The organism is Collinsella aerofaciens, assembly GCF_040926185.1.
In the GTDB taxonomy this organism is placed as follows: domain Bacteria; phylum Actinomycetota; class Coriobacteriia; order Coriobacteriales; family Coriobacteriaceae; genus Collinsella; species Collinsella aerofaciens_BC.
The window spans coordinates 170,810-190,742 of sequence record NZ_JBCOIQ010000001.1 but is presented as its reverse complement, the minus strand read 5'-3'; the positions used below and the strand labels follow the sequence as shown (position 1 = coordinate 190,742).

16 protein-coding genes and 1 riboswitch are annotated in these 19,933 nt (G+C 60.8%); of the genes, 15 read left to right on the top strand and 1 reads right to left on the bottom strand.

The annotated features are described in order from the left end of the window. Nucleotides 1–34 precede the first annotated feature (34 nt). From AB5750_RS00895 to AB5750_RS00885, 3 genes are all read left to right on the top strand, one after another. A complete protein-coding gene (locus tag AB5750_RS00895) occupies nucleotides 35–556 on the top strand; it encodes an Asp23/Gls24 family envelope stress response protein (protein WP_368145091.1) in 522 nt (173 codons plus the stop codon). Between the two features lie 208 nt (nucleotides 557–764). After that, the gene (locus AB5750_RS00890; RefSeq protein ID WP_368145090.1) at nucleotides 765–1,787 is read left to right on the top strand and encodes a YitT family protein; all 1,023 of its coding nucleotides are present in this window, start codon (nucleotides 765–767) and stop codon (nucleotides 1,785–1,787) included. Between the two features lie 149 nt (nucleotides 1,788–1,936). Next, nucleotides 1,937–3,268: a zinc-ribbon domain-containing protein gene (locus AB5750_RS00885; RefSeq protein WP_368145088.1), complete on the top strand. Its 1,332-nt coding sequence runs from the start codon at nucleotides 1,937–1,939 to the stop codon at nucleotides 3,266–3,268. A 140-nt stretch (nucleotides 3,269–3,408) separates the two neighbouring features. On the opposite strand, the gene AB5750_RS00880 is transcribed toward AB5750_RS00885, so the two are convergent. Next, complete coding sequence (locus tag AB5750_RS00880) at nucleotides 3,409–4,872, bottom strand: M20 family metallopeptidase (RefSeq protein WP_368145087.1); 1,464 nt, start codon at nucleotides 4,870–4,872, stop codon at nucleotides 3,409–3,411. A 162-nt stretch (nucleotides 4,873–5,034) separates the two neighbouring features. On the opposite strand from AB5750_RS00880, the gene AB5750_RS00875 reads away from it, so the two are divergent. From AB5750_RS00875 to AB5750_RS00820, 12 genes are all read left to right on the top strand, one after another. Beyond that, a complete protein-coding gene (locus AB5750_RS00875) occupies nucleotides 5,035–6,678 on the top strand; it encodes an amidohydrolase (protein WP_368145085.1) in 1,644 nt (547 codons plus the stop codon). A 918-nt stretch (nucleotides 6,679–7,596) separates the two neighbouring features. Beyond that, nucleotides 7,597–7,890, top strand: coding sequence for a co-chaperone GroES (groES, locus tag AB5750_RS00870; RefSeq protein ID WP_022094351.1), 294 nt, complete (start codon nucleotides 7,597–7,599; stop codon nucleotides 7,888–7,890). A 96-nt stretch (nucleotides 7,891–7,986) separates the two neighbouring features. Then, a complete protein-coding gene (groL, locus tag AB5750_RS00865; protein ID WP_022094352.1) occupies nucleotides 7,987–9,624 on the top strand; it encodes a chaperonin GroEL in 1,638 nt (545 codons plus the stop codon). A gap of 371 nt (nucleotides 9,625–9,995) precedes the next feature. After that, nucleotides 9,996–10,188: riboswitch (FMN riboswitch) on the top strand. 5 nt (nucleotides 10,189–10,193) lie between these two features. Then, the gene (locus tag AB5750_RS00860; RefSeq protein WP_349105772.1) at nucleotides 10,194–10,784 is read left to right on the top strand and encodes an ECF transporter S component; all 591 of its coding nucleotides are present in this window, start codon (nucleotides 10,194–10,196) and stop codon (nucleotides 10,782–10,784) included. Next, the gene (locus AB5750_RS00855) at nucleotides 10,781–12,685 is read left to right on the top strand and encodes an energy-coupling factor transporter ATPase (protein WP_368145083.1); all 1,905 of its coding nucleotides are present in this window, start codon (nucleotides 10,781–10,783) and stop codon (nucleotides 12,683–12,685) included. The genes AB5750_RS00860 and AB5750_RS00855 overlap by 4 nt, the downstream gene beginning before the upstream one ends. After that, nucleotides 12,685–13,485, top strand: coding sequence for an energy-coupling factor transporter transmembrane component T family protein (locus AB5750_RS00850; RefSeq protein WP_368145082.1), 801 nt, complete (start codon nucleotides 12,685–12,687; stop codon nucleotides 13,483–13,485). The genes AB5750_RS00855 and AB5750_RS00850 overlap by 1 nt, the downstream gene beginning before the upstream one ends. Nucleotides 13,486–13,515: 30 nt before the next feature. Next, entirely contained in the window at nucleotides 13,516–13,962 is a 447-nt protein-coding gene (locus AB5750_RS00845) for a pyridoxamine 5'-phosphate oxidase family protein (protein ID WP_117648255.1), read from the top strand. A 44-nt stretch (nucleotides 13,963–14,006) separates the two neighbouring features. Next, the gene (locus tag AB5750_RS00840) at nucleotides 14,007–14,417 is read left to right on the top strand and encodes a pyridoxamine 5'-phosphate oxidase family protein (protein WP_368132201.1); all 411 of its coding nucleotides are present in this window, start codon (nucleotides 14,007–14,009) and stop codon (nucleotides 14,415–14,417) included. Nucleotides 14,418–14,674: 257 nt separating this feature from the next. Further along, nucleotides 14,675–15,745 (top strand): N-acetyl-gamma-glutamyl-phosphate reductase, encoded by a 1,071-nt coding sequence (gene argC, locus AB5750_RS00835; protein WP_368145081.1) that lies wholly within the window; start codon nucleotides 14,675–14,677, stop codon nucleotides 15,743–15,745. Between the two features lie 134 nt (nucleotides 15,746–15,879). Next, the gene (argJ, locus tag AB5750_RS00830) at nucleotides 15,880–17,145 is read left to right on the top strand and encodes a bifunctional glutamate N-acetyltransferase/amino-acid acetyltransferase ArgJ (protein WP_368145079.1); all 1,266 of its coding nucleotides are present in this window, start codon (nucleotides 15,880–15,882) and stop codon (nucleotides 17,143–17,145) included. Between the two features lie 81 nt (nucleotides 17,146–17,226). Beyond that, a complete protein-coding gene (gene argB / locus AB5750_RS00825) occupies nucleotides 17,227–18,207 on the top strand; it encodes an acetylglutamate kinase (RefSeq protein ID WP_195920141.1) in 981 nt (326 codons plus the stop codon). A gap of 69 nt (nucleotides 18,208–18,276) precedes the next feature. After that, on the top strand, nucleotides 18,277–19,560 hold the full coding sequence (locus AB5750_RS00820) for an aminotransferase class III-fold pyridoxal phosphate-dependent enzyme (RefSeq protein WP_368145077.1): 1,284 nt from the start codon (nucleotides 18,277–18,279) through the stop codon (nucleotides 19,558–19,560). Nucleotides 19,561–19,933 lie beyond the last annotated feature (373 nt).

Here is a 19,933-nt window from a genome sequence, read left to right as displayed (position 1 = left end):
ACTGTCGCATCCGCGGCAGGCATAAGGAGGAACCATGGCTTTTAATACGAAGGTCGATGTAGCCGATACCGAGCTCGAGGAGAACGAGGCGGTCGTCGCCGAAGCCGAGGATGTGACGCTCGAGGACGAGGCTCTTGTCGAGGTCGAGTCCGCCGATGACGCGGACGAGGATGATGAGGAAACAGACGAGTCCGAGGACTCGCTGACCTATTCCAACGGTGTGATCGAGAAGATCGTTGCCATGGCCACCCGCGAGGTTCCGCACATTCTGGGCATGAAGGGTAACCTCATGCACTTTGTGCAGGAGCAGTTTGGTGCCGAGAATCTGACCAAGGGCGTGACGGTCGAGGTCACCGATGACAATCGCGTGGTCGTCAACATCTCCGTCATTATCGAGTACGGCGCCTATGCGCCCGCGATCTTCGACGATGTCAAGGCGCGTGTCACCGAGCGCCTTGCCGCGATGACCGGCCTTGAGGTGGCGGGCGTCAACCTGCGCATCGAGGACGTCATCACCCCCGAGGAGTACGAGCACCGCACCAGCCAGCACGAGTAACCTTCCAAAAAGGGACAGGTTTGTTTTGGCAGGTTTTATCTGCGAAAACGTTAAACGGCCGACCGCGCAAGCAAAAGCGTGGCCGGCCGTTATTTGTATGCCCCCCGATGTAGGCATACCGCTCGTCTAACTAGGGGTTGCAATCGTCGCGTTCCGCGTTACCCTAATGGGCGCATTGTTTCCAAATTGTTAACGAGGGGTTGCCGTAATGGCCGACGAGCACGAAACAGAAAGCAAGGCATGGGCAATTGAGGCCGCCGCGGCAGAGGCGGCATCGCGTGCTGCCGAGGAGATGCATCGTCCTCCCGTAGTGCCGATGGAGCGCGTGGTCGATCGCACCGATATCGAGCGCGGCGAGCGTGCCGGCCAAAAGCGCAGCCAGGAGCCAGGCTTCCCGCGCTTTTTTGCCGAGCTCAATCTGGGTCTGATTCTTACGGCCTTTGCCATCGTTGCGTTTAAAACCCCTAATCACTTTGCTTTTGGCGGCACCTCGGGCATGTCGGTCATTCTGTCCACGCTGTTCCCGACCCTGCCCGTCGGCGTCTTTATGTGGATTATTAACGCGGTTCTCGTCGTTTTGGGCTTTATCTTTTTGGAGCGCAAGGCAATCCTGTGGAGCGTCTTCGCCTCGTTTGCGTTGTCCGCCTATGTTTCGCTGTTTGAGCTCTTTATTCCGACCGATGTCTCTCTGACGGGTGATATGTGGCTCGACCTGTGCTTTGCCGTCATCTTGCCGGCGCTCGGCAGCGCTATTGTCTTTGACATCGGCGCCTCGACGGGTGGCACGGACATTCTTGCCATGATCCTCAAGCGCCGCACGACGCTCGAGATTGGCCGCGCCCTGCTGCTGGTCGATATCGGCATCGTGACCACCGCGGCCTTTTTGTATGGCCCGCGTGTCGGTCTGTATTGCGTGCTTGGCCTGTTTGCCAAGACACTCGTGGTCGACAAAGCCATTGAGAGCATTCACCTGCGCAAAGTCTGCACGGTCATTTGTTCCGAGCCCCTTAAGGTCGAGGAGTTTATCGTCAAGCATCTCAACCGCACGGCGACCATCAGCCGCGGCTACGGTGCCTTCTCGGGCAAGTGCGTGACGGTGATCATGAGCGTGCTGAGCCGTCGCGAGGCCGTGCAGCTGCGCCGTTATGCGCGCGAGGTCGATCCGGGTGCCTTTATCACGATCGTCGACAGCTCCGAGATTGTCGGCAAGGGCTTCCGCGGAACGAACTAGCACAGACGTATTCAACGAACCGCCTGCTGGCGCCGTGTATCTTGCAAATCGGTCATCTTTGAGTATTTGACCCCACATTGGGCAATAATGATGCTAAAGACATCGTTTGCGATCCAAGTGATTTGTTCAAGATACGAAGGGATGATTCTATGTTCTGCTCGCAGTGTGGCGCCCCCATGGGCGATAACGACAAGTTCTGCGGCGTGTGTGGTGCTCCTAATGCCGGTGCCGCTGGCCCCGCTCCCCAGGGACAGCCTCAGCCCCAGCAGTTTGTTCCGCAGCCGCCCGTGGCGAATGCGCCAAAGGGCTGTGTGGCTCAGGCGTTCCAAGATATGACCAAGACTCCGGGCGTGCTTCAGCGTGTATGCCAAATCGCGTTTTTGCCGGCGCTGATTTGCGTTGTGTCGGTGCTCGTGTTGTTTATTCCCGTTATTGGCGGCATTGCGGCTGCCATTGGCTTTTTGGCAGCTTGCATTGCGAGCGTGTGCGGTTCCGGCTTTGGTATCGAGTGGGGTCGTGATCTTTCGCTCAAGGTCGATGACGGCATGGATCGTCCGTTGATGCGTTCCACATCGTTTGGCCTTGGAGTCTTTTCGAGCGTTATTTCGGTCGTGCTCGAGGTTATCGCTGCCATTCCCGTTATCGGTGTAGTGCTTTCGCTGGTGGAGGGCGTGGCGCTTGGTGCCGCAGGCTCGTACTCCTACTATGGCTCCTATGCGCTCGAGGCTGCGCTGTTCGGTTCGCTCGGCCTGCTTGTCCTGGCGCTGATTGCCTCGGCGATTCTGGGTGTCTTCTTTAAGATGTTCGCCGACATCGCCGTGATGCACTTTGCGGTGACCGGGCGTGTCGAGAGCGCGTTTTCGCTCGATAAGGTCTGGGCGGCGTTTAAGCACAACAAGACCAAGCTGTTCTGTGCTTCGTTCCTTCCCGAGTTTTTGACGGGCCTGGTCGCCAACGTTGTCACATGGATCTTGACGGTCGTCTTTGGCGCCATTGCCTCTGTCGGTATGTATAGCTACTACTATCGTCCTACGGGTATTGAGGCAATTGTTACCGGCGGTGGCGTCACGCTCGCGCTGTTCTTGGTGCTGGTCGCTTTCGTCACCGTATTTCTTACGGTCTTTGGCAAGATGCTCAAGCACCGTGCCGTTGGCTATTGGGTTGCACGTTATGCAAGCGAGTGGGCCGACGAGGACAAGGACGACGTCCTGACTTTTGTATTGCCCTTCGAGAAGAAGTCCGCTCCCTCGGGTTACAGCGCTCCGGATGCCGAGCCCGCACCTGAGTCCGAGCCCAAGCCTGAGCCGGCACCTGCACCCGCTCCCGCGACCGAGCCTGAGCCGGCGCCCGAGCCTGAACCGGCGCCCGAGTCTGAGACGGCATCTGAGCTTGAGCCTGCGCCTGAGCCTGAGCCTGAGCCGGCACCTGCACCTGAGTCGGCGTCCGAGCCAAGCTCCGACGAGGAACCTCAGGACGAGTAGCCATGCCGTCTGCCATTTGGGGACGGGGTAGAAATAGTAGAAATAGCGCTTGATAAATGAGCGGGGGCGGACGTGTCGAAACGTCCGCCCCCGCTTTGACATCGCGATGTGGCTATGACTGCGAGATGCCAGCGAATCGACTACTCGTCGTGCTTCTCCTCGCGGCGTGCAGCAGCGCGTGCGTCGTGGATGCCCTTGATCGCGGCATGGCGAGCCGTTCGGGCATCATGGATGGCGTCGCGAGCCTCGGCGGTCGTCGCCTTGGCAGAGCGCAACTTGGCGGCCAGATCGGGGTTGGTTTCGGCGACCGCGGTAATCGCGGGGCCGTCGAGCTCCTCTTGCGTGGGCTCGGCCAAAAAGTCGATAGCATACTGGGCGGCCACCATGGAGCCCTTTGCCAGCACGGTCTCGTCGATCTTGTAGAAGCAGGAATGTTGGGCGTACGTGGCGCCAATCTTGGGGTTGCGCGTACCTACAAAGGCGAGCACGCCCGGTACGCGACGCAGGTACTCCGAAAAATCCTCGCCCGAAAGCGTGCCGCGATAATGGCCTTGGCCGGTGGGGCCCAGGCACTTGATTACAGCCTGACGGCAGCGCTCGCTCGAGGCGGCGTCGTTTTCGACCTTGTAGTTGGCGATGGTGTAGTCGGTGAGCTCTGCCTCGGCGCCCAAGGCGGCCGCGGTATGCTCCACGATGCGGCGCATGAGCTCCGGCATTTCCTCGTGGGTCGAATCGCCGTAGGTGCGCACCGTGCCGGCGAGGTAGGCCGTGCCGGCGATAACGTTGCGTGCGGTGCCGCCGTGCAGCTCGCCGACGGTGATGACAGCCGGCTCGTAGGGGCTGATCTCGCGCGAGACGATGGTCTGCAGGGCGTTGACGATCTCTGCGGCCACCATAACGGCGTCGTGACCGCGCTGGGGCATGGCGCCGTGGCACGAGGTGCCGCGTACGTCGATACGGAACCAGTCGGTATTGGCCATGCGCGGTCCGGGCTCGCAGCTCACGGTGCCGGCGTCGACCTCGCTCCAGATGTGCGCGGCGTAGGCGCCATCGACGCCGTCGAGCACACCCGTGCCGATCATGAGCTTGGCGCCCTGGCCGTTTTCCTCGCTGGGCTGGAAGGCGATGCGGACCTCGCCGTGGATGTCGTCGGTCATATGGCGCAGGATTTGCAGCGTGCCGAGCATCATGGCGATATGGCAGTCGTGGCCGCAGGCGTGCATACAGCCCTCGTTGACGCTGGCGAACTCCTCGCCAGTCTGCTCGGTAACGGGCAGGGCGTCGATATCGGCGCGCAGCAGGATGCGGCGGCGTGGCGTGCCGTCCTCGCGATAGGCGTCGGGCGCGGTGCCGCGAAGCGTTGCCACCAGGCCCGTCTTAAGGGGACGCTCGTAGGGGATATTCATGGCGTCGAGCTGGTTGGCGATGTCGGAGGTCGTGCGCTCCTCGGCGAGGCTCAGCTCCGGGTGCTTATGGAAGTGCCGGCGCTGCTTGATGATATATGGTTCAAACTCGGTAGCGATATCTTGGATGGCCGCGGTGACGTCGTCAGCCGCGCGAGCCTCGGTCGCCGCCATAATCTGCTGTGCCTTGGTCTTCGTCATGGTCGATTTGCTCCTTGCTGGGTTGATCGCAAAATCGTACAGGCTCTCTCCAGTATGCCACCTGCCGCTAGGGCTGGTAAAGTTGCCGTTTGCCGCTTGGGGTTTTGTTACAAGGGCGGGGGAGTACACTCGGGGGTGTTGAATTTCCTGCCAGAGATGGGGATGCCCATGCAACATATCGATCTGATTATCCGCTCCAAGAACGTCTTTACCGCGCAAGACGGCATCGATACCGCCCGCGAGCTGGCGATTGCCATCGCAGGCGACCGTATCGTCGCAGTCGGTGCGCCGGATGACGTGATTGCCGCCGCGCCTGCCGCCACGCCGGTTATCGACTACGGCGAGCAGTTTGTCTGCCCCGGTTTCCATGACGCTCATCTGCACTTCTTCCATACCTCGGTCGGTTCCTCGCCGTACATGCTCATGGATATGGGCACGTCCGAGGCGGCGCTGGTGCAACATGCGCTCGAGTTTTCCCAGGATCTGCCTAGTGACGCTTGGGTCGTGACGCAGGGCTGGCGCGATTACCGTTGGGATCCGCCCGAGCATCCTACCAAGGCGTCGCTCGATGCGGCATTCCCCGATCGTCCCTGCGTTATGTATTCGGGCGACGGGCACACGCTTTGGCTCAACAGCCGCGCACTCGAGGCGCTCGGCGTCACGCGCGACAGCGAGCCGCCAGCGGGCGGCAGTTACGACAAGGATGCAAACGGCGAACTCACGGGTATCGCTCACGAGGCGGCTGCCATGCAGCTGCTACCGCGCTGCCTTGAGTGGCTGGGGGAGGATCGCATCGCAAGCGCTTACGCCGATCAAATGAGGCGTATGGCCGAGCAGGGCATCACCTCGATCTGCGATATGTCGCTCATGCCCATGCCGGGCTGCGATTTTATCCGCGACGACGTCTACGACAAACTGCAGGCAGCCGGCAAGCTGGGCATCCGAGCCCATCTGTTCCCCACGCTGCTGGATGACCAGTCGCGCTTGGAAGAGCTGCAGACCCGCTACGCGAACAACGCGCTGCTCTCGGCGCCTGGTTTTAAGCAGTTTTTCGACGGCGTGTCGAGCGAACACACGGCCTATCTCACCGAGCCCTATACCAACCCGCGCTTCCCGGGCGACCAGGGCCGTCTGACGGTTCCTGCCGAGCGTATGCGCAAGCTGGTCCTCGCTGCCGCGGAGCGCGGTCACACCGTGCGCATCCACGTCATCGGCGACGGTGCCATCCATGCCGCGCTCGATATCTTTGAGGAGGCCGCGGAACTGTACGGCCTGCCCCAGCACGGTCATAACACGCTCGAGCATCTGGAGAACCTCTTGCCCGAGGACATTGACCGCCTGCGCAAGCTTAACGTGGTTGCTTCGAGCCAGCCCTGCCACATTACACTCGACCCGGGCGGCCCCGAGCGCGACCTGGGCCTGGAGCGCAGCCGCATCATGTGGCCGTTCGCAACCTATAAGCAGCGCGGCATTCGACAAGCCTTCGGCACCGATAGCCCCATCACAGCTGTTACCAGCATGAACGTGCTCTACACGGCTATCACGCGCCAGGATCCCAAAAGCCACTGGCCCGAGGGCGGCTGGTTACCGAGCGAGCGCATCGATGCAGCAACAGCCCTGCGCAACTACACCCTGGGCAGCGCCTATGCAGCGGGCGACGAGCAAAACCTCGGCAGCTTGGAGCCCGGCAAGTATGCCGACCTGGTAGTCCTGGACCAAAACCCGCTCACTATCGACCCCCAAGAGCTCCAGGCTACCAAGGTTCAGACCACCTACCTGGCAGGTAACTTGATTTACGAGCGCTAAGTATTCATGCCGTACCGTTAAGCGCGGCTCGGGCAGCCTTTTTGGGATAGCGCTCGAGCCGCGTTTGCGTTTTGGTGGGGATCCGCCATGAGCGTCCCTGCTCTGTTGGATTTGGGTGCGGGGCGGAGGTGCTGCTGCCCCGCGCTCAATTTGGACACCAGCAATGCTATCTCTTGGTGTTTTGCATACTTCCCATTACAGATTGCATAAAAAGGCTGGGATGTCCTTCCTGATCCTGATGTACCCCCGCCCGTGCCGTGCAAAAAACGGAGTATTCAGCACCGCGAGCTCTGCCGGTGCCGCTGCGGCTGAGTAACGTTGCGGAGATTGACGTCATTTTGGGCTCCGGTACGGCGCGAAGCATGCCTTTTTGTCCTGGCGGGGTTTGCCTGCCGACTCAAATCGCCGGTCGAAGGCGTCCTTGGGACCAATATGGTGTGTCCGGCGTGTATGCAGCCGTCCTGGCTTGCTGAATACTCCCAAAAATGCACGGTGCTCCCCAGGGGACCCGTGCACGCAACGAAAACCATGCCCATGTCGCTATCCGCATCGCCATTTTGCTGCACTGACTTTTCTGAATGTCGGGCCCGAATTAGTTAACCTGCCTCCCGTGTGGCTCCGGAGGGGCGGGGCATAAGGTTTATCGCGAGTTCCGTACGAGCCGAAGGCCACTTAATGTGGCCTTCGTGCGAGCAGGACTGCCCGAGCAGGAAACCTTACGCCCCGCCCCTCCGGAGCCACACGGGAGGCATCGCTAAGTTATCCCCCGGCATTCAGAAAATCTAAGTGCCAAAAAATAAGATTTTTTGACTCCGTGTTGTATAACCCGCCATTCGTGGGTACCATTCAACGCGTACGCAAACAAAAAGGGTTAATTCGCGTGGTATAACCGCGCGGCCCAAAAAGGAGGAGACAAGCATGTCGTCTTTGAAGCCGCTTGCAGATCGTGTTCTGGTCAAGCCCGACGAGGCCGAGCAGAAGACCGCTTCTGGTCTGTATATTGCCAGCAACGCTCAGGAGAAGCCGCAGCGTGGCACCATCGTTGCCGTGGGCGCCGGCAAGGTCAACGACAAGGGTGAGCGCATCCCCATGGACGTCAAGGTTGGCGACGTTGTCATCTACGGTAAGTTCGGTGGCAACGAGGTCAAGGTCGACGGCGAGAAGTATCTGCTGATGCGCGCCGACGACATCTACGCCGTCGTCGAGGCCTAGTCTCGTCAGAATCTCTGATTCGTCTTTGAACGCGCCCGCCGCATAGGACTCGGAAGCGGCGACGCGAGTCACATTTCTTTTGGAGGATTACCTACCATGGCAAAGAACATTACGTTCAACACCGATGCCCGCGCTAAGCTCGCCAAGGGCGTCAACACTCTGGCCGACGCCGTTACCGTCACCATGGGCCCCAAGGGTCGCTACGTTGCGCTGCAGCGCACGTTCGGTGCCCCGACCATCACCAACGACGGCGTTTCCGTCGCCAAGGAGATCGAGCTCGAGGATAACATCGAGAACATGGGTGCTCAGCTGGTGAAGGAGGTTGCCACCAAGACCAACGACACCGTGGGTGACGGCACCACCACCGCAACCCTGCTCGCTCAGGCCATCGTCAACGACGGTCTGCGCAACGTCGCCGCTGGCGCCAACCCGCTGGCCATCCGTCGCGGCATCGACAAGGCCGTCAACGCCGCCGTCGCCGAGATGAAGAAGCAGGCCAAGCCTGTCGAGACCAAGGAGCAGATCGCTTCCGTCGGTACCATCTCCGCCGGTGACCCCGAGGTCGGCGAGAAGATCGCCGAGGCTATGGAGGTCGTGGGCAAGGACGGCGTCATCACCGTCGAGGATTCCCAGACGTTCGATATCACCATCGACACCGTCGAGGGCATGCAGTTCGACAAGGGCTATGTCTCCGCTTACTTCGTCACGGACAACGACCGCATGGAGGCCGTGATGAAGGATCCGTACATCCTCATCACCGACCAGAAGATCTCCAGCGTTCAGGACATTATGCCCGTTCTCGAGGCTGTCCAGCGCGCTGGCCGCGGCCTGCTCATCATCGCTGAGGACATCGACGGCGAGGCTCTGCCGACCCTGGTCCTCAACAAGATCCGTGGCGCCCTCAACGTCTGCGCCGTCAAGGCCCCTGGCTACGGCGATCGCCGCAAGCGCATTCTCGAGGACATCGCTGTCCTCACCGGTGGCCAGGCTGCCCTGGACGAGTTGGGCGTGAAGGTCGCTGACATCACCGCCGATATGCTCGGTACCGCTAAGTCCGTCACCATCTCTAAGGACAACACCGTCGTCGTCGGCGGCGCTGGCTCCAAGGAGGCCATCGACGCCCGTATCGCTCAGATTAAGGGCGAGATGGAGAACACCACCTCTGACTTCGACCGTGAGAAGCTCCAGGAGCGCCTGGCCAAGCTCTCCGGTGGCGTTGCCGTCATCAAGGTCGGCGCTGCTACCGAGTCCGAGCTCAAGGAGATCAAGCACCGCGTCGAGGACGCCCTGCAGGCAACCCGCGCTGCTGTCGAGGAGGGCATTGTCGCCGGTGGCGGCGTCGCCTTCATGGACGCTGCTCCTGCGCTCGACGCCGTTGAGCTCGACGACCCCGAGGAGAAGATCGGTGTCGACATCGTCAAGAAGGCTCTGACCGCTCCGGTCGCTACCATCGCCAAGAACGCTGGTTTTGAGGGCGCTGTCGTGGTCGACAAGGTTGCCGAGCTGCCTGCCGGCCAGGGTCTCAACTCTGCCAACGGCGAGTGGGGCGACATGATCGAGATGGGCGTCCTCGACCCCGTCAAGGTCAGCCGCGTCACCCTGCAGAACGCTGCTTCCGTCGCCAGCCTGATCCTCATCACCGAGGCCACCGTCTCCGATGTGCCCAAAAACACTCAGCTTGAGGACGCTATCGCTGCTGCCACCGCTGGTCAGCAGGGCGGCGGTATGTACTAAGGCCGACAAGGTCTAGAACTCCCACCGGGAATCCGGGGGCGTGACGGGGGTTTCTCTCCGGAACGTCCTCGGACATGCAAAGAGGCTCCGCATCGCGCTTCGCGCTGCGGAGCCTCTTTGCGTCCTGCGGAATGTTCCGGAGAGAAACCCCCGTCACGCCCCCGGATCCCCTGCGTTTACGGCCTTGAGGTCGGCGTGGGCGGAGAATGTGGTTGATGGGGATACGTGTCCCTTTCGCTGTTTCGCGGCTTTGCCGCGAAAAGCGCGTTACTTTGGGATGGGTGGGGAACGTGGTTGTTGCGGCAGCTGATCCCCGCCACAAATTACCCTCGGCATACTTGCGCGAGCGATTGCTCGTGCTACACTTGCAATTGCTGTTTCAGGGCGGGGTGGAATTCCCCACTGGCGGTAAATCGGGCGGTGCCAAAGGGGTGCCGCGGAGCAGGCGAGGCGTCTGCGACCGAGCCGATGAGTCCGCGACCCGTGTGTGCGTTGGTTCGCATGCCGGCTGAACTGGTGAGATCCCAGTACCAACGGTTAGAGTCCGGATGAAAGAGGCAGGTGATCTTATGTCTGAACAGTCGCAGCATATCCATTTTGAGAACACGAATAGGTGGAGCACCAAACAGCTCGTTACCATGGCGCTGATGTGTGCCTTGGGTGCCCTGTTTATGTACGTGCAGCTGCCTATCCTTCCTTCGGCGCCGTTTTTGACGTATGACCCGTCGCTGGTGCCGGCGATGGTGTGCGGGTTTGCGTATGGTCCTGGCGCCGGCACTGCTGTTGCCGCTATGGCAATCGTTATCCATGCGCTCACCACGGGTGACTGGGTCGGCGCGCTTATGAACCTGGTTGCCACGCTGGGCTACATTCTGCCCGCGGCTATCGTCTACCAGAAGATGCACACCTATAAGGGTGCCGTGATTGGTCTGGTGCTCGGCGTCATTGCCGCTACGGTGCTGTCCATGGTCGCGAACCTTACCATTGGCGTTTGGTTCTGGTATGGCTCGGTCGATGTGATCGCCCCGCTCATGATTCCTGCCGTGCTGCCGTTCAACCTTATCAAGACCGTGCTTAATTCGGTATTGACGCTTGCGGTGTACAAGGCGGTCTCCAACCTCATCACGCCTAAAAAGGACCAGGTCAAAGGCTGCGCATGATTGAGTGTCGGGGCGTTTCCTTTAGCTACGACGGTGCCGTACCGGCGCTCGACGGCGTCGATCTAAACATCGAGGACGGCGAGTTTTTCTGCATCCTCGGTGGTAATGGGTCGGGCAAGTCGACGTTTGCCAAGCATCTGAATGCGCTGTTGCAGCCCGATGCGGGCACGGTACGCATCAACGGCATGGATGCGTCCGACCCCGAGCTGGTCTACGACATTCGTTCGACCGCGGGCATGGTATTCCAGAATCCCGACGACCAGCTGGTGGCAACGCTTGTCGAAGATGACGTTGCGTTTGGTCCCGAAAACCTTGGCGTGCCATCGGCGCAAATTGCGCAGCGCGTACGCGAGGCGCTGAAGGGTGTGGGCCTGGTGGGCTTTGAGCGCCACGAGACCCATGCGCTTTCGGGCGGCCAAAAGCAGCGCGTGGCGCTTGCCGGCGTGCTCGCCATGGAACCGCGCGTGCTCATATTGGACGAGGCTTCCTCGATGCTCGATCCGCGTGGACGCAAGGGCCTCATGAAGGCTTGCCGCGCGTTGCACGCTCGCGGCATGACCATCGTGATGATTACGCACTTTATGGAGGAGGCTGCCGAGGCCGATCGTGTCGCCGTGTTTCAGACGGGACGAGTTGCCATGCTGGGCACGCCCGATGAGATTCTGACGCGGGCGAATGAACTCGTTCAGCTCAACCTTGACATGCCAGAGTCGTGCCGTTTGGGCACGGCACTTCGTGCGGAGGGCGTGCCCGTTTGCGCGCAGGTACGTGAGGCGGATATGGTCGCCGAGATTGCGCAGGCTTATGCCGAGCGAAGTGGGGCAGGCATCGCGGGGCAGTCTTCCGTATCCCAGTCGGAAATCGCTGACGGCACTGTTCCGGTAGACAACGAGGGCAACGCGTCGGAGCCCGTCATCGAGTTATCCCATGTTTCGTACAGTTATTCGCTCAGTCCGCGCGAGCGCCGCCGCTGGCATAAGCGCTCGGCCACTGCGGGCAAATCGAGCAAACAGGCTCTCTGGGGAAACGACCCAAGCAGCCCGTGGGCGCTGCGCGATGTATCGCTGACGGTGCGTCGCGGCGAGTTCCTGGGCTTGGCAGGTCATACCGGTTCGGGTAAGTCGACGCTGGTCCAGCATCTCAACGGTTTGATTCGCCCCCAGGAGGGATCCGTTCGCGCGCTGGGGCTCGATCTGTCAAACAAGAAAGACGCCGCCGCGGTTAAGGCCAAGGTCGGCGTGGTGTTTCAATATCCTGAGCGTCAGCTGTTTGCCGAAACCGTGGCGCAGGACGTGGCGTTTGGTCCGCATAACCTTGGCTTGCCGCAAGATGAAGTCGACCGTCGTGTCGAGTCATCGCTCTCGCGCGTGGGCCTCGACCTTTCCACGGTCGGCGACAAGAGTCCCTTTGAGCTTTCGGGCGGTCAGCAACGGCGTGTGGCATTCGCCGGCGTGCTCGCCATGGAGCCCGAAGTCCTGGTGCTCGATGAGCCCATGGTGGGGCTCGATCCGGCTGCGCGCAGGGATTTCCTTGAGCTTATCGATCGACTTCACCGCGATGGCCTGACCGTTGTCATGGTTTCGCATAGCATGGATGACCTGGCCAATTGCTGCGACCGTATTGTCGTGATGAACGAGGGCGCGGTGTTTGCCGAGGGCACGCCCGCTCAGGTTTTTGCGCATGCCGATGAGCTTAAATCAATCGGCTTGGGCGTTCCCGCCGCCCAGCGTATGGCGCTGGCGCTTACGGAGGCGGGCGTGCCGCTGCGCTTTGACGGCCTCTATACGGTTGAGTCGCTGACAGACGAGTTGGTGGACCTGCTAATCGGTTGCTCGGGCGGTCCTTCTAACGTCGCGGACATTGCTAAATTCAAGACGGTCGCGCGAGAGAAGGGCTGCTAATGGAGGCGTTTTCGTTTGGCAGCTACTATCCCGGCGATAGTGCGATCCACCGCCTGGACCCGCGAACTAAGTTGCTCTTGGGCTTTGTGTTTCTGATCACGACGCTCACAGTCAGCAGCTTCCGCGGACTGGCCCCGGTCGCAATTTTCGTTGTGCTGACCTATGCCGTGTCTCGGGTGCCGGTTCGTCGCGTTCTGTCGTCGATGGCGCCGCTGCTGGCAATCGTCGTCGTGGTCGCGGTGCTCAACTTGTTTACCGACCAGAGCGGGCGCATTCTGTGGCAGCTCGGCTTTTTGCAGATAAGCGAGGGCTCGCTGCATTCCGCCGCCTTTATGGCGTGCCGCCTGACCTTGATGATGGCCGGTATGAGCGCTATCACGCTCACCACGCCGACGCTCGACCTCACCGCGGGCTTTGAGCGCCTGCTCGCACCGTTTGCGCGTGTGGGACTTCCTGCGCACGAGCTCGGCATGATCATGGGTATCGCGTTGCGCTTTATGCCGCAGTTTGCCACCGAGATGAAGCAGACGGCGGACGCGCAGGCGAGCCGCGGTGCGCGCGTGACGGGGGGCCCGCTCGGCGGCGTGCGTATGCTCGGCAGTGTGGCGATTCCGCTGTTCACCGGCGTGTTCCGCCATGCCGAGACGCTGTCTGCTGCCATGGATGCACGCTGCTATCACGGCGAGCAGGGCCGCACGCGCCTGCATGCGCTTGCATTTGGCCGCGGCGATGCGTTGGCGGCGGTGGTGACGGCGTTGCTGCTCATCTGCGTCATCGTCATCAATCTTCAACTTGTTTAGGCGCGATTCGAGCGCAAGAAAGGGGTCCCTATGACCGACAACGACCGCACGGCTCAGCTTGAGCGCGCCTGTTCGTATCTCAGGCGCATTCCGGCGTGGTATCTGGCCACGACCGATGTGGCCGACGGGCATCAGCCTCGCGTGAGGCCGTTTTCGTTTGCCATGGTCGATGACGGTAAGTTGTGGTTTTGCACGTCGCGCGACAAGGATGTGTGGGCGGAGCTGAGCGCGAATCCCAAGTTTGAACTCTCGGGCTGGAAGCCGGGGGAGTGCTGGATCGTGTTGACCGGCGAGGCCGCACTTGAGGACGACGCAGTTGCGAGCGACAAGGTGCGTCAAGCGGGTTTTAAGCACATGGTGGGCATTGGCGAGGAACACGAGAGTGCCAACGACGGCCGCCTTGCTTTCTTTTCGGTCCGCAACATTGCCGCGCGCTTCTGTGATATCGACGGCAGCGAGGAGCGCCTGGAGCTCTAGCTCGCACAAACCAGGTTCCCAAACTAGCTAGTACAGGAGGAAACGTGGACGGATTGAATACGGTTTTGGAGTATCTGACGTCGGTGCCGGCGTGGTATCTGGCGACGAGCGTGGACGGACAGCCACATGTGCGTCCGTTCTCGTTTGCACAGATTCAGGACGGCAAACTGTGGTTTGTAACGGCGCGCACCAAAGATGTGTGGCAGGAGCTGCTGCAAAATCAGCGCTTTGAGGCCACGAGTTGGTGGCCGGGCCATGGTTGGTTGATTCTGCGCGGGCGTGCGGGGCTGGAAGACCGGGCTTCGAGTGAAATGCGCGAGGCCGGTTGGAAACATCTTGAGCGCTTGAGCGAGCACTATGAGGGGCCTAACGACCCCGCGCTCGTCTTCTTTAGCGTCGAGGATCCCGAGGCTTTTATCTGCAATCACGACGAATGGGTGCCGGTCGAGCTCTAGCCAGCTGGCTCATCCTAACAACTTGGTTTTCGCATGCGCGGGCCCCGTATTGCCCGGCGCCGTTAGGAGCGCCGGTCAATACGGGGCCCGCTCCATTTGTCAATTCCTTCAAGCGAATGTGTCGGGAATGTTTCAATGCATGAATATGCAAGCCATTTACGTATTTATGCATCTTTTGGTGCTAAAGTTTCAACCCACTTCATAACAACCGCTGCGAAATGCGCATCGGTGCATAAATCGCAGACAAGGAGTCTGATATGTCTTTAAAGGTTGGAATCGTCGGTGCGGCTGGATATGCCGGCGCCGAGCTCATTCGCCTCGTGCTCGGCCATCCCGAGTTTGAACTTGTTGCCATCACGTCCAACGCCGATGCCGGCCAGCCGTTGTCTGCGGTGTACCCGAGCTTCACCGGCGTAAGCGATCTTGTCTTCACGACGCATGACGCCCCCGAGCTCAAGAACTGCGATGCGGTCTTTTTGGCCGTGCCGCACACGGCTGCCATGGCACGGGTGCCCGCCCTGCTTGCCGCGGGAGTTTCCTGCATTGACCTCTCGGCCGACTATCGCCTGAGCGATCCGGCCACCTTTGAGGCCTGGTATGCCGCCGAGCACACGAGCCCCGAGCTACTCAAGAGCCGCGCCTTTGGTCTGCCCGAGCTGTTCTCCCAGGATTTGGAGACCGCTGCATCCGACCACGCCGACGGCAAGCCCGTACTGGTCGCCTGCGCCGGTTGCTATCCCACTGCAACGAGCCTTGCCGCCGCGCCTGCCGTGCGCGCCGGCTGGGTTGCCCAGAGCGGCCCCGTGATCGTTGACGCTATCAGCGGTGTAACGGGTGCCGGTAAGTCCCGCAACGCCCGTACGCATTTTTGCAGCGCCGACGAGAATTTGGAGGCCTACGGCGTGGGCAAGCATCGTCACACGCCCGAAATCGAGCAAATCCTCGGTCTAACCGATCGTGTCGTCTTTACCCCGCACCTGGCACCGCTCAAGCGCGGTCTGCTCTCTACGGTGACGATGCCGCTTACGCCGCGGGCTATCGACGCCTTGACCCTTGAGGACGTTGTCGACCATTACAAGCAGTTCTACGCCGGTCGCACCTTCGTGCGCGTACTCGATGCCGGTCAGCAGCCCAAGACGGCTTCGGTCGTCGGCACCAACGCCGCCCAGATCGGTCTCGCGCTCAACGAGCGCGCGGGCGTTCTGGTGGCCACGGGCGCCATCGACAATCTGTGCAAGGGTGCAGCAGGCCAGGCGGTCCAGTGCGCCAACATCGTCTTTGGTTTTGGCGAGCGACGAGGCTTGCCCACAGTGGCGTGCCCGGTGTAGCACATTCGATTGTTAGCGATTTGGTAATCGGGCATCGAGTGGGGCGCCACTCTTAAGCTGGTCTCATGATTGTGGCTGGCATGGCGCACCAACCGATGCCCATTTTTTGTTTGACATAAGGAGTCATAAAGACGATGAATGCTGAGCAGTTCGATATCAAGATCCATGCCGTAGAGGGCGGCGTAACGGCGGCAGCCGGCTTTAAGGCGGCGGGCATCCATGCCGGATTCCGCAAGAATCCCGAGCGCCTGGATTACGCGCTCGTCGTGCCCGATAAACCCTGTCCCGGGGCCGGCGTGTTTACGACTAACCGCTTTTGTGCGGCGCCCGTGCAGGTGAGCCGTGCCAACCTGGGCGGCGCCGACAAGGGCTATGGCATCATCGCCGGTGTTTCTATCAACTCTGGCAACGCCAACGCCGCCACGGGTGAAACCGGTCTTGCCTGCGCGCGCGAGACCTGCAACATCGCCTCGCAGGTCATCGGCTGCGAGCCCCAGCAGATTCTGGTCGCCTCCACGGGCGTAATTGGTCAGATTCTGCCGATCGACACGTTTGAGACCGCCGTTCCTGCCGCCTACGAGGCGCTCTCCGCCCACGGCGGCGCCGATGCCGCTCGCGCTATCATGACGACCGACACGCATTCCAAGGAGTATGCCGTGTGTTACCGCAGCGAGGCCGCGGGGCACGCAGGTAATGCCTATACGGTGGGCGGTATGTGCAAAGGCTCGGGTATGATCATGCCCAACATGGCCACCATGATCGCAGTCATCACTACCGATGCCCCCGTCGAGCCGGCGGCGCTTCACGCCCTGTTACTCTCCACCGTCAAGCAGACCTTCAACAAGGTAACGGTCGACTCCGATACTTCGACCAACGACACCTGCATCATGCTCGCTTCCGGCGCTGCCGCAAATGCCGAGCCTATTGTCGAGGGCTCCGATGCCTTTGACGAGTTGGCCTTTGCCGTGCATGAGGTGTGCGAGAGCCTGGCGCGCAACATCGCCGCAGATGGCGAGGGCGCATCCAAGCTCGTGACGGTTAATGTCACCGGCGCCGCGAACGACGAGGAGGCCGATATCGCCGCCCGTGCTGTTGCCAACTCGCCGCTCGTCAAGACCTGCATCGCCGGCCACGACTGCAACTGGGGCCGCGTTGCCATGGCGCTCGGCAAGTGCGGCGTGCAGTTTAACCAAGAAGATGTGTCCATCGACATGATGGGTATGCCCGTCTGTCGCGATGGCCTGACGGTCCCCTTCGATGAGGACGAAGCCCTGCGACGTTTTGAGGCGCCCGAGATCGTGATCTCGGCCGACCTGGGCGCAGGCGACGCGGCAACGACCGTGTGGACCTGCGACCTCACGCATGAGTACATCTCCATCAACGGCGACTACCGTTCCTAGATTCCGGGCACGCTGCGCATCTTGCCGCGATTGCGGACAGCGGAGCACGGCGCGATAACGATACGAAAGACGAGGCAGATTATGAAATTCGCACGCGATTGTCGTTCGAGCGAATCCAACGAAGCAACCGCGCAGCTGCTGTTCGAAGCACTGCCGTGGATTAAGAACCTGACCGGCAAGACGGTTGTTATCAAATATGGCGGAGCCGCCATGGTTGATGAGCAGCTGCGCCGCGACGTGATGAGCGACATCGTTTTGCTCAAGATCATCGGTATGCGCCCCGTCATCGTGCACGGCGGCGGCAAGGCTATTAACGAGGCGCTGAGCCATTACGATATTCCCGTCGAGTTTAAGAACGGCCAGCGCGTGACCACGCCGGCGACTATGGATATCGTGCGCGAGGTGCTGGGCGGCAAGGTTAACCAGGAGCTGGTTGCTGCCATCAACCACCACGGCAACCTGGCCGTGGGCGTGTCGGGCAGCGATGCCGGCACGCTCATCGCCGAGCCGCTCGACCCCGAGCTCGGTCGCGTGGGCAAAGTGACGCACGTCAACACCGACTATATCGAGCGCTTACTCGATAGCGAGTACATCCCCGTCATCGCTACCGTCGCGGCGGGGGAGGACGGCGGTTTCTTCAACATCAACGCCGACACCGCCGCCGGTGCCGTTGCCGCGGCGCTCCACGCGCATAAGGCGATCTTTTTGACTGATGTCGATGGTCTGTACAAGGACTTTAGCGACAAGGACTCGCTTATCTCCAACCTAACGCTCGACGAGGTTAACGAAATGCTCTACGGCGGCGAGGTCGATAAGGGCATGATTCCCAAGCTGCGCGCGGCCGTCGATGCGATTACCGGCGGCGTATTTCGTGCCCACATCATTAACGGTACTACGCCGCATTCGCTGCTCCTGGAGCTGCTGACCGATGCCGGCGTCGGCACCGTGATTCATTCCACCGAGACGGCTTACGAGTTCGATACGCATCCGCATCCGCTTTCGACGTTTGCTGCGCGTCTGACCGAGAACCTTGACGAGGTCGAGAAGCTTCAGACGGTCTAGCTGACCCGCAGCCGCCCCATTCCTGCACCCATAGCCCCGCGCCGTCTGGCGCCCAACGAAAGGCATCCCATGTCACTTGCAGCTCAGCAATCGCTTGAATCCCATTACGTTATGCATACCTTTGGCCGCTCTCCGGTCGAGTTTGTCGAGGGTCACGGCATGAAGCTCACCGGCGACGATGGCCGTGAGTACCTCGACTTTCTTGCCGGTATCGGTGTGTGCAGCCTTGGCCACGGCAACGCCGCAGTGCTCTCGGCGCTCGAGGCGCAGACCAAAAAGCTCATGCATGTCTCCAATTACTTCTACATCGAGCAGCGTGGACAGGTCGCGGCGCTGCTGTCCAAGCTTGCCAACGACGACGTAGATGGTGCGTGCGTGCTGGCCGATGCCATTGCCGCCGGCGATGAGACCACGGCCGCTGCGCTCGGTGCCCCGGCTGCGGACGAGCAGGTGTGGGAGACGTTCTTTGCCAATTCTGGTGCCGAAGCCAACGAGGGCTCGATGAAGCTCGCGCGTCTGTACGCCAAGCGTGCTGGTAACGGCGGCAACACCATCGTATGCATGCGCGGCGGCTTCCACGGCCGTACACTCGAGACCATTGCGGCCACCATGCAGGATTGGCTACAGGACAGCTTCCGTCCGCTGCCGGGCGGTTTTGTGGCCTGCACGCCCAACGATGTCGACGAACTGCGCGCAATCTTTAAGCAGCTGGGAAGCGAGATCTGCGCCGTCATGCTCGAGCCGATTCAGGGTGAGGGCGGTGTGCACCCCATGACCGAGGAGTTTATGGCGGCGGCGCGCGACTTGGCACACGAAGTGGGCGCCGTGCTTATCGCCGACGAGGTCCAGTGCGGCATCTTCCGCTCCGGCAAGCCATTTGCGTTCCAAACCTATGACGTGGAGCCCGACATCATGAGCCTTGCCAAGGGCATTGCCGACGGCGTGCCCATGGGTGCCGTCGTGGCAAAGAAGGAGATTGCCGACGTGTTTAAGCCGGGCGACCATGGCTCGACCTTTGGCGGTAGCTGCTTGCCCATCGCGGCGTGTGCCGCGACGCTCTCCGCGCTTGTGCGTGGCGATTATGCCGAGCATGCTGCCAAGGTGGGCGCCTATATGGAGCAGGCGCTGGCTAAGCTTCCGCATGTGGTAGAGGTGCGTGGCCGTGGCCTGATGCTCGGCTGTGATTTGGATGATGCCGCGGGTGACGCACATGATATTGTTGCCCGCGCGCTGGCCGCCGGTGCCGTGATTAACGCTACGGGTGCTCATACGCTGCGTTTCTTGCCGCCGCTCGTCTGCGAGGAAGCCGACGTGGACAGTCTGATCGAGATCCTGTCGGGTGTCTTGGGCTAACGCAGCGTAATAACTCAATTTGGATCGGGTTCCGGACTGCTGGGTGTGTCATATGCGGCATGATTTGGCGATCCGGAGCCCGTTTTGTTGCTGATTTGCGATGGTCAAAAGTCCCTCTGGTCAAAAAATGCCAAATATGAGTACGGGCACTAATTCTGTAGCATATAAATTAGACACAATTTGACGAATTGGACCGCATATGTCCAGTTTTGCTGTCAGAAAACATGCTCATCTGGACCGTTAGCCGTTGCTTTGATGTCAGATTTGCCCTTTGGGACCTCGAAAATGCTGTTACAAAAGAGGTAGCAGTACTCATATTTGGCATTTTTTGACCACTGCCCTTGAAACGAGTGAGCTGTGGGGTTCGAATCCC

Bases quoted from the DNA above. Each gene is read 5' to 3' on its own strand.
- AB5750_RS00895 (WP_368145091.1), top strand. From the start codon at position 35: ATGGCTTTTAATACGAAGGTCGATGTAGCCGATACCGAGCTCGAGGAG.
- AB5750_RS00890 (WP_368145090.1), top strand. From the start codon at position 765: ATGGCCGACGAGCACGAAACAGAAAGCAAGGCATGGGCAATTGAGGCC.
- AB5750_RS00885 (WP_368145088.1), top strand. From the start codon at position 1,937: ATGTTCTGCTCGCAGTGTGGCGCCCCCATGGGCGATAACGACAAGTTC.
- AB5750_RS00880 (WP_368145087.1), bottom strand. From the start codon at position 4,872: ATGACGAAGACCAAGGCACAGCAGATTATGGCGGCGACCGAGGCTCGC.
- AB5750_RS00875 (WP_368145085.1), top strand. From the start codon at position 5,035: ATGCCCATGCAACATATCGATCTGATTATCCGCTCCAAGAACGTCTTT.
- groES (WP_022094351.1), top strand. From the start codon at position 7,597: ATGTCGTCTTTGAAGCCGCTTGCAGATCGTGTTCTGGTCAAGCCCGAC.
- groL (WP_022094352.1), top strand. From the start codon at position 7,987: ATGGCAAAGAACATTACGTTCAACACCGATGCCCGCGCTAAGCTCGCC.
- AB5750_RS00860 (WP_349105772.1), top strand. From the start codon at position 10,194: ATGTCTGAACAGTCGCAGCATATCCATTTTGAGAACACGAATAGGTGG.
- AB5750_RS00855 (WP_368145083.1), top strand. From the start codon at position 10,781: ATGATTGAGTGTCGGGGCGTTTCCTTTAGCTACGACGGTGCCGTACCG.
- AB5750_RS00850 (WP_368145082.1), top strand. From the start codon at position 12,685: ATGGAGGCGTTTTCGTTTGGCAGCTACTATCCCGGCGATAGTGCGATC.
- AB5750_RS00845 (WP_117648255.1), top strand. From the start codon at position 13,516: ATGACCGACAACGACCGCACGGCTCAGCTTGAGCGCGCCTGTTCGTAT.
- argC (WP_368145081.1), top strand. From the start codon at position 14,675: ATGTCTTTAAAGGTTGGAATCGTCGGTGCGGCTGGATATGCCGGCGCC.
- argJ (WP_368145079.1), top strand. From the start codon at position 15,880: ATGAATGCTGAGCAGTTCGATATCAAGATCCATGCCGTAGAGGGCGGC.
- argB (WP_195920141.1), top strand. From the start codon at position 17,227: ATGAAATTCGCACGCGATTGTCGTTCGAGCGAATCCAACGAAGCAACC.
- AB5750_RS00820 (WP_368145077.1), top strand. From the start codon at position 18,277: ATGTCACTTGCAGCTCAGCAATCGCTTGAATCCCATTACGTTATGCAT.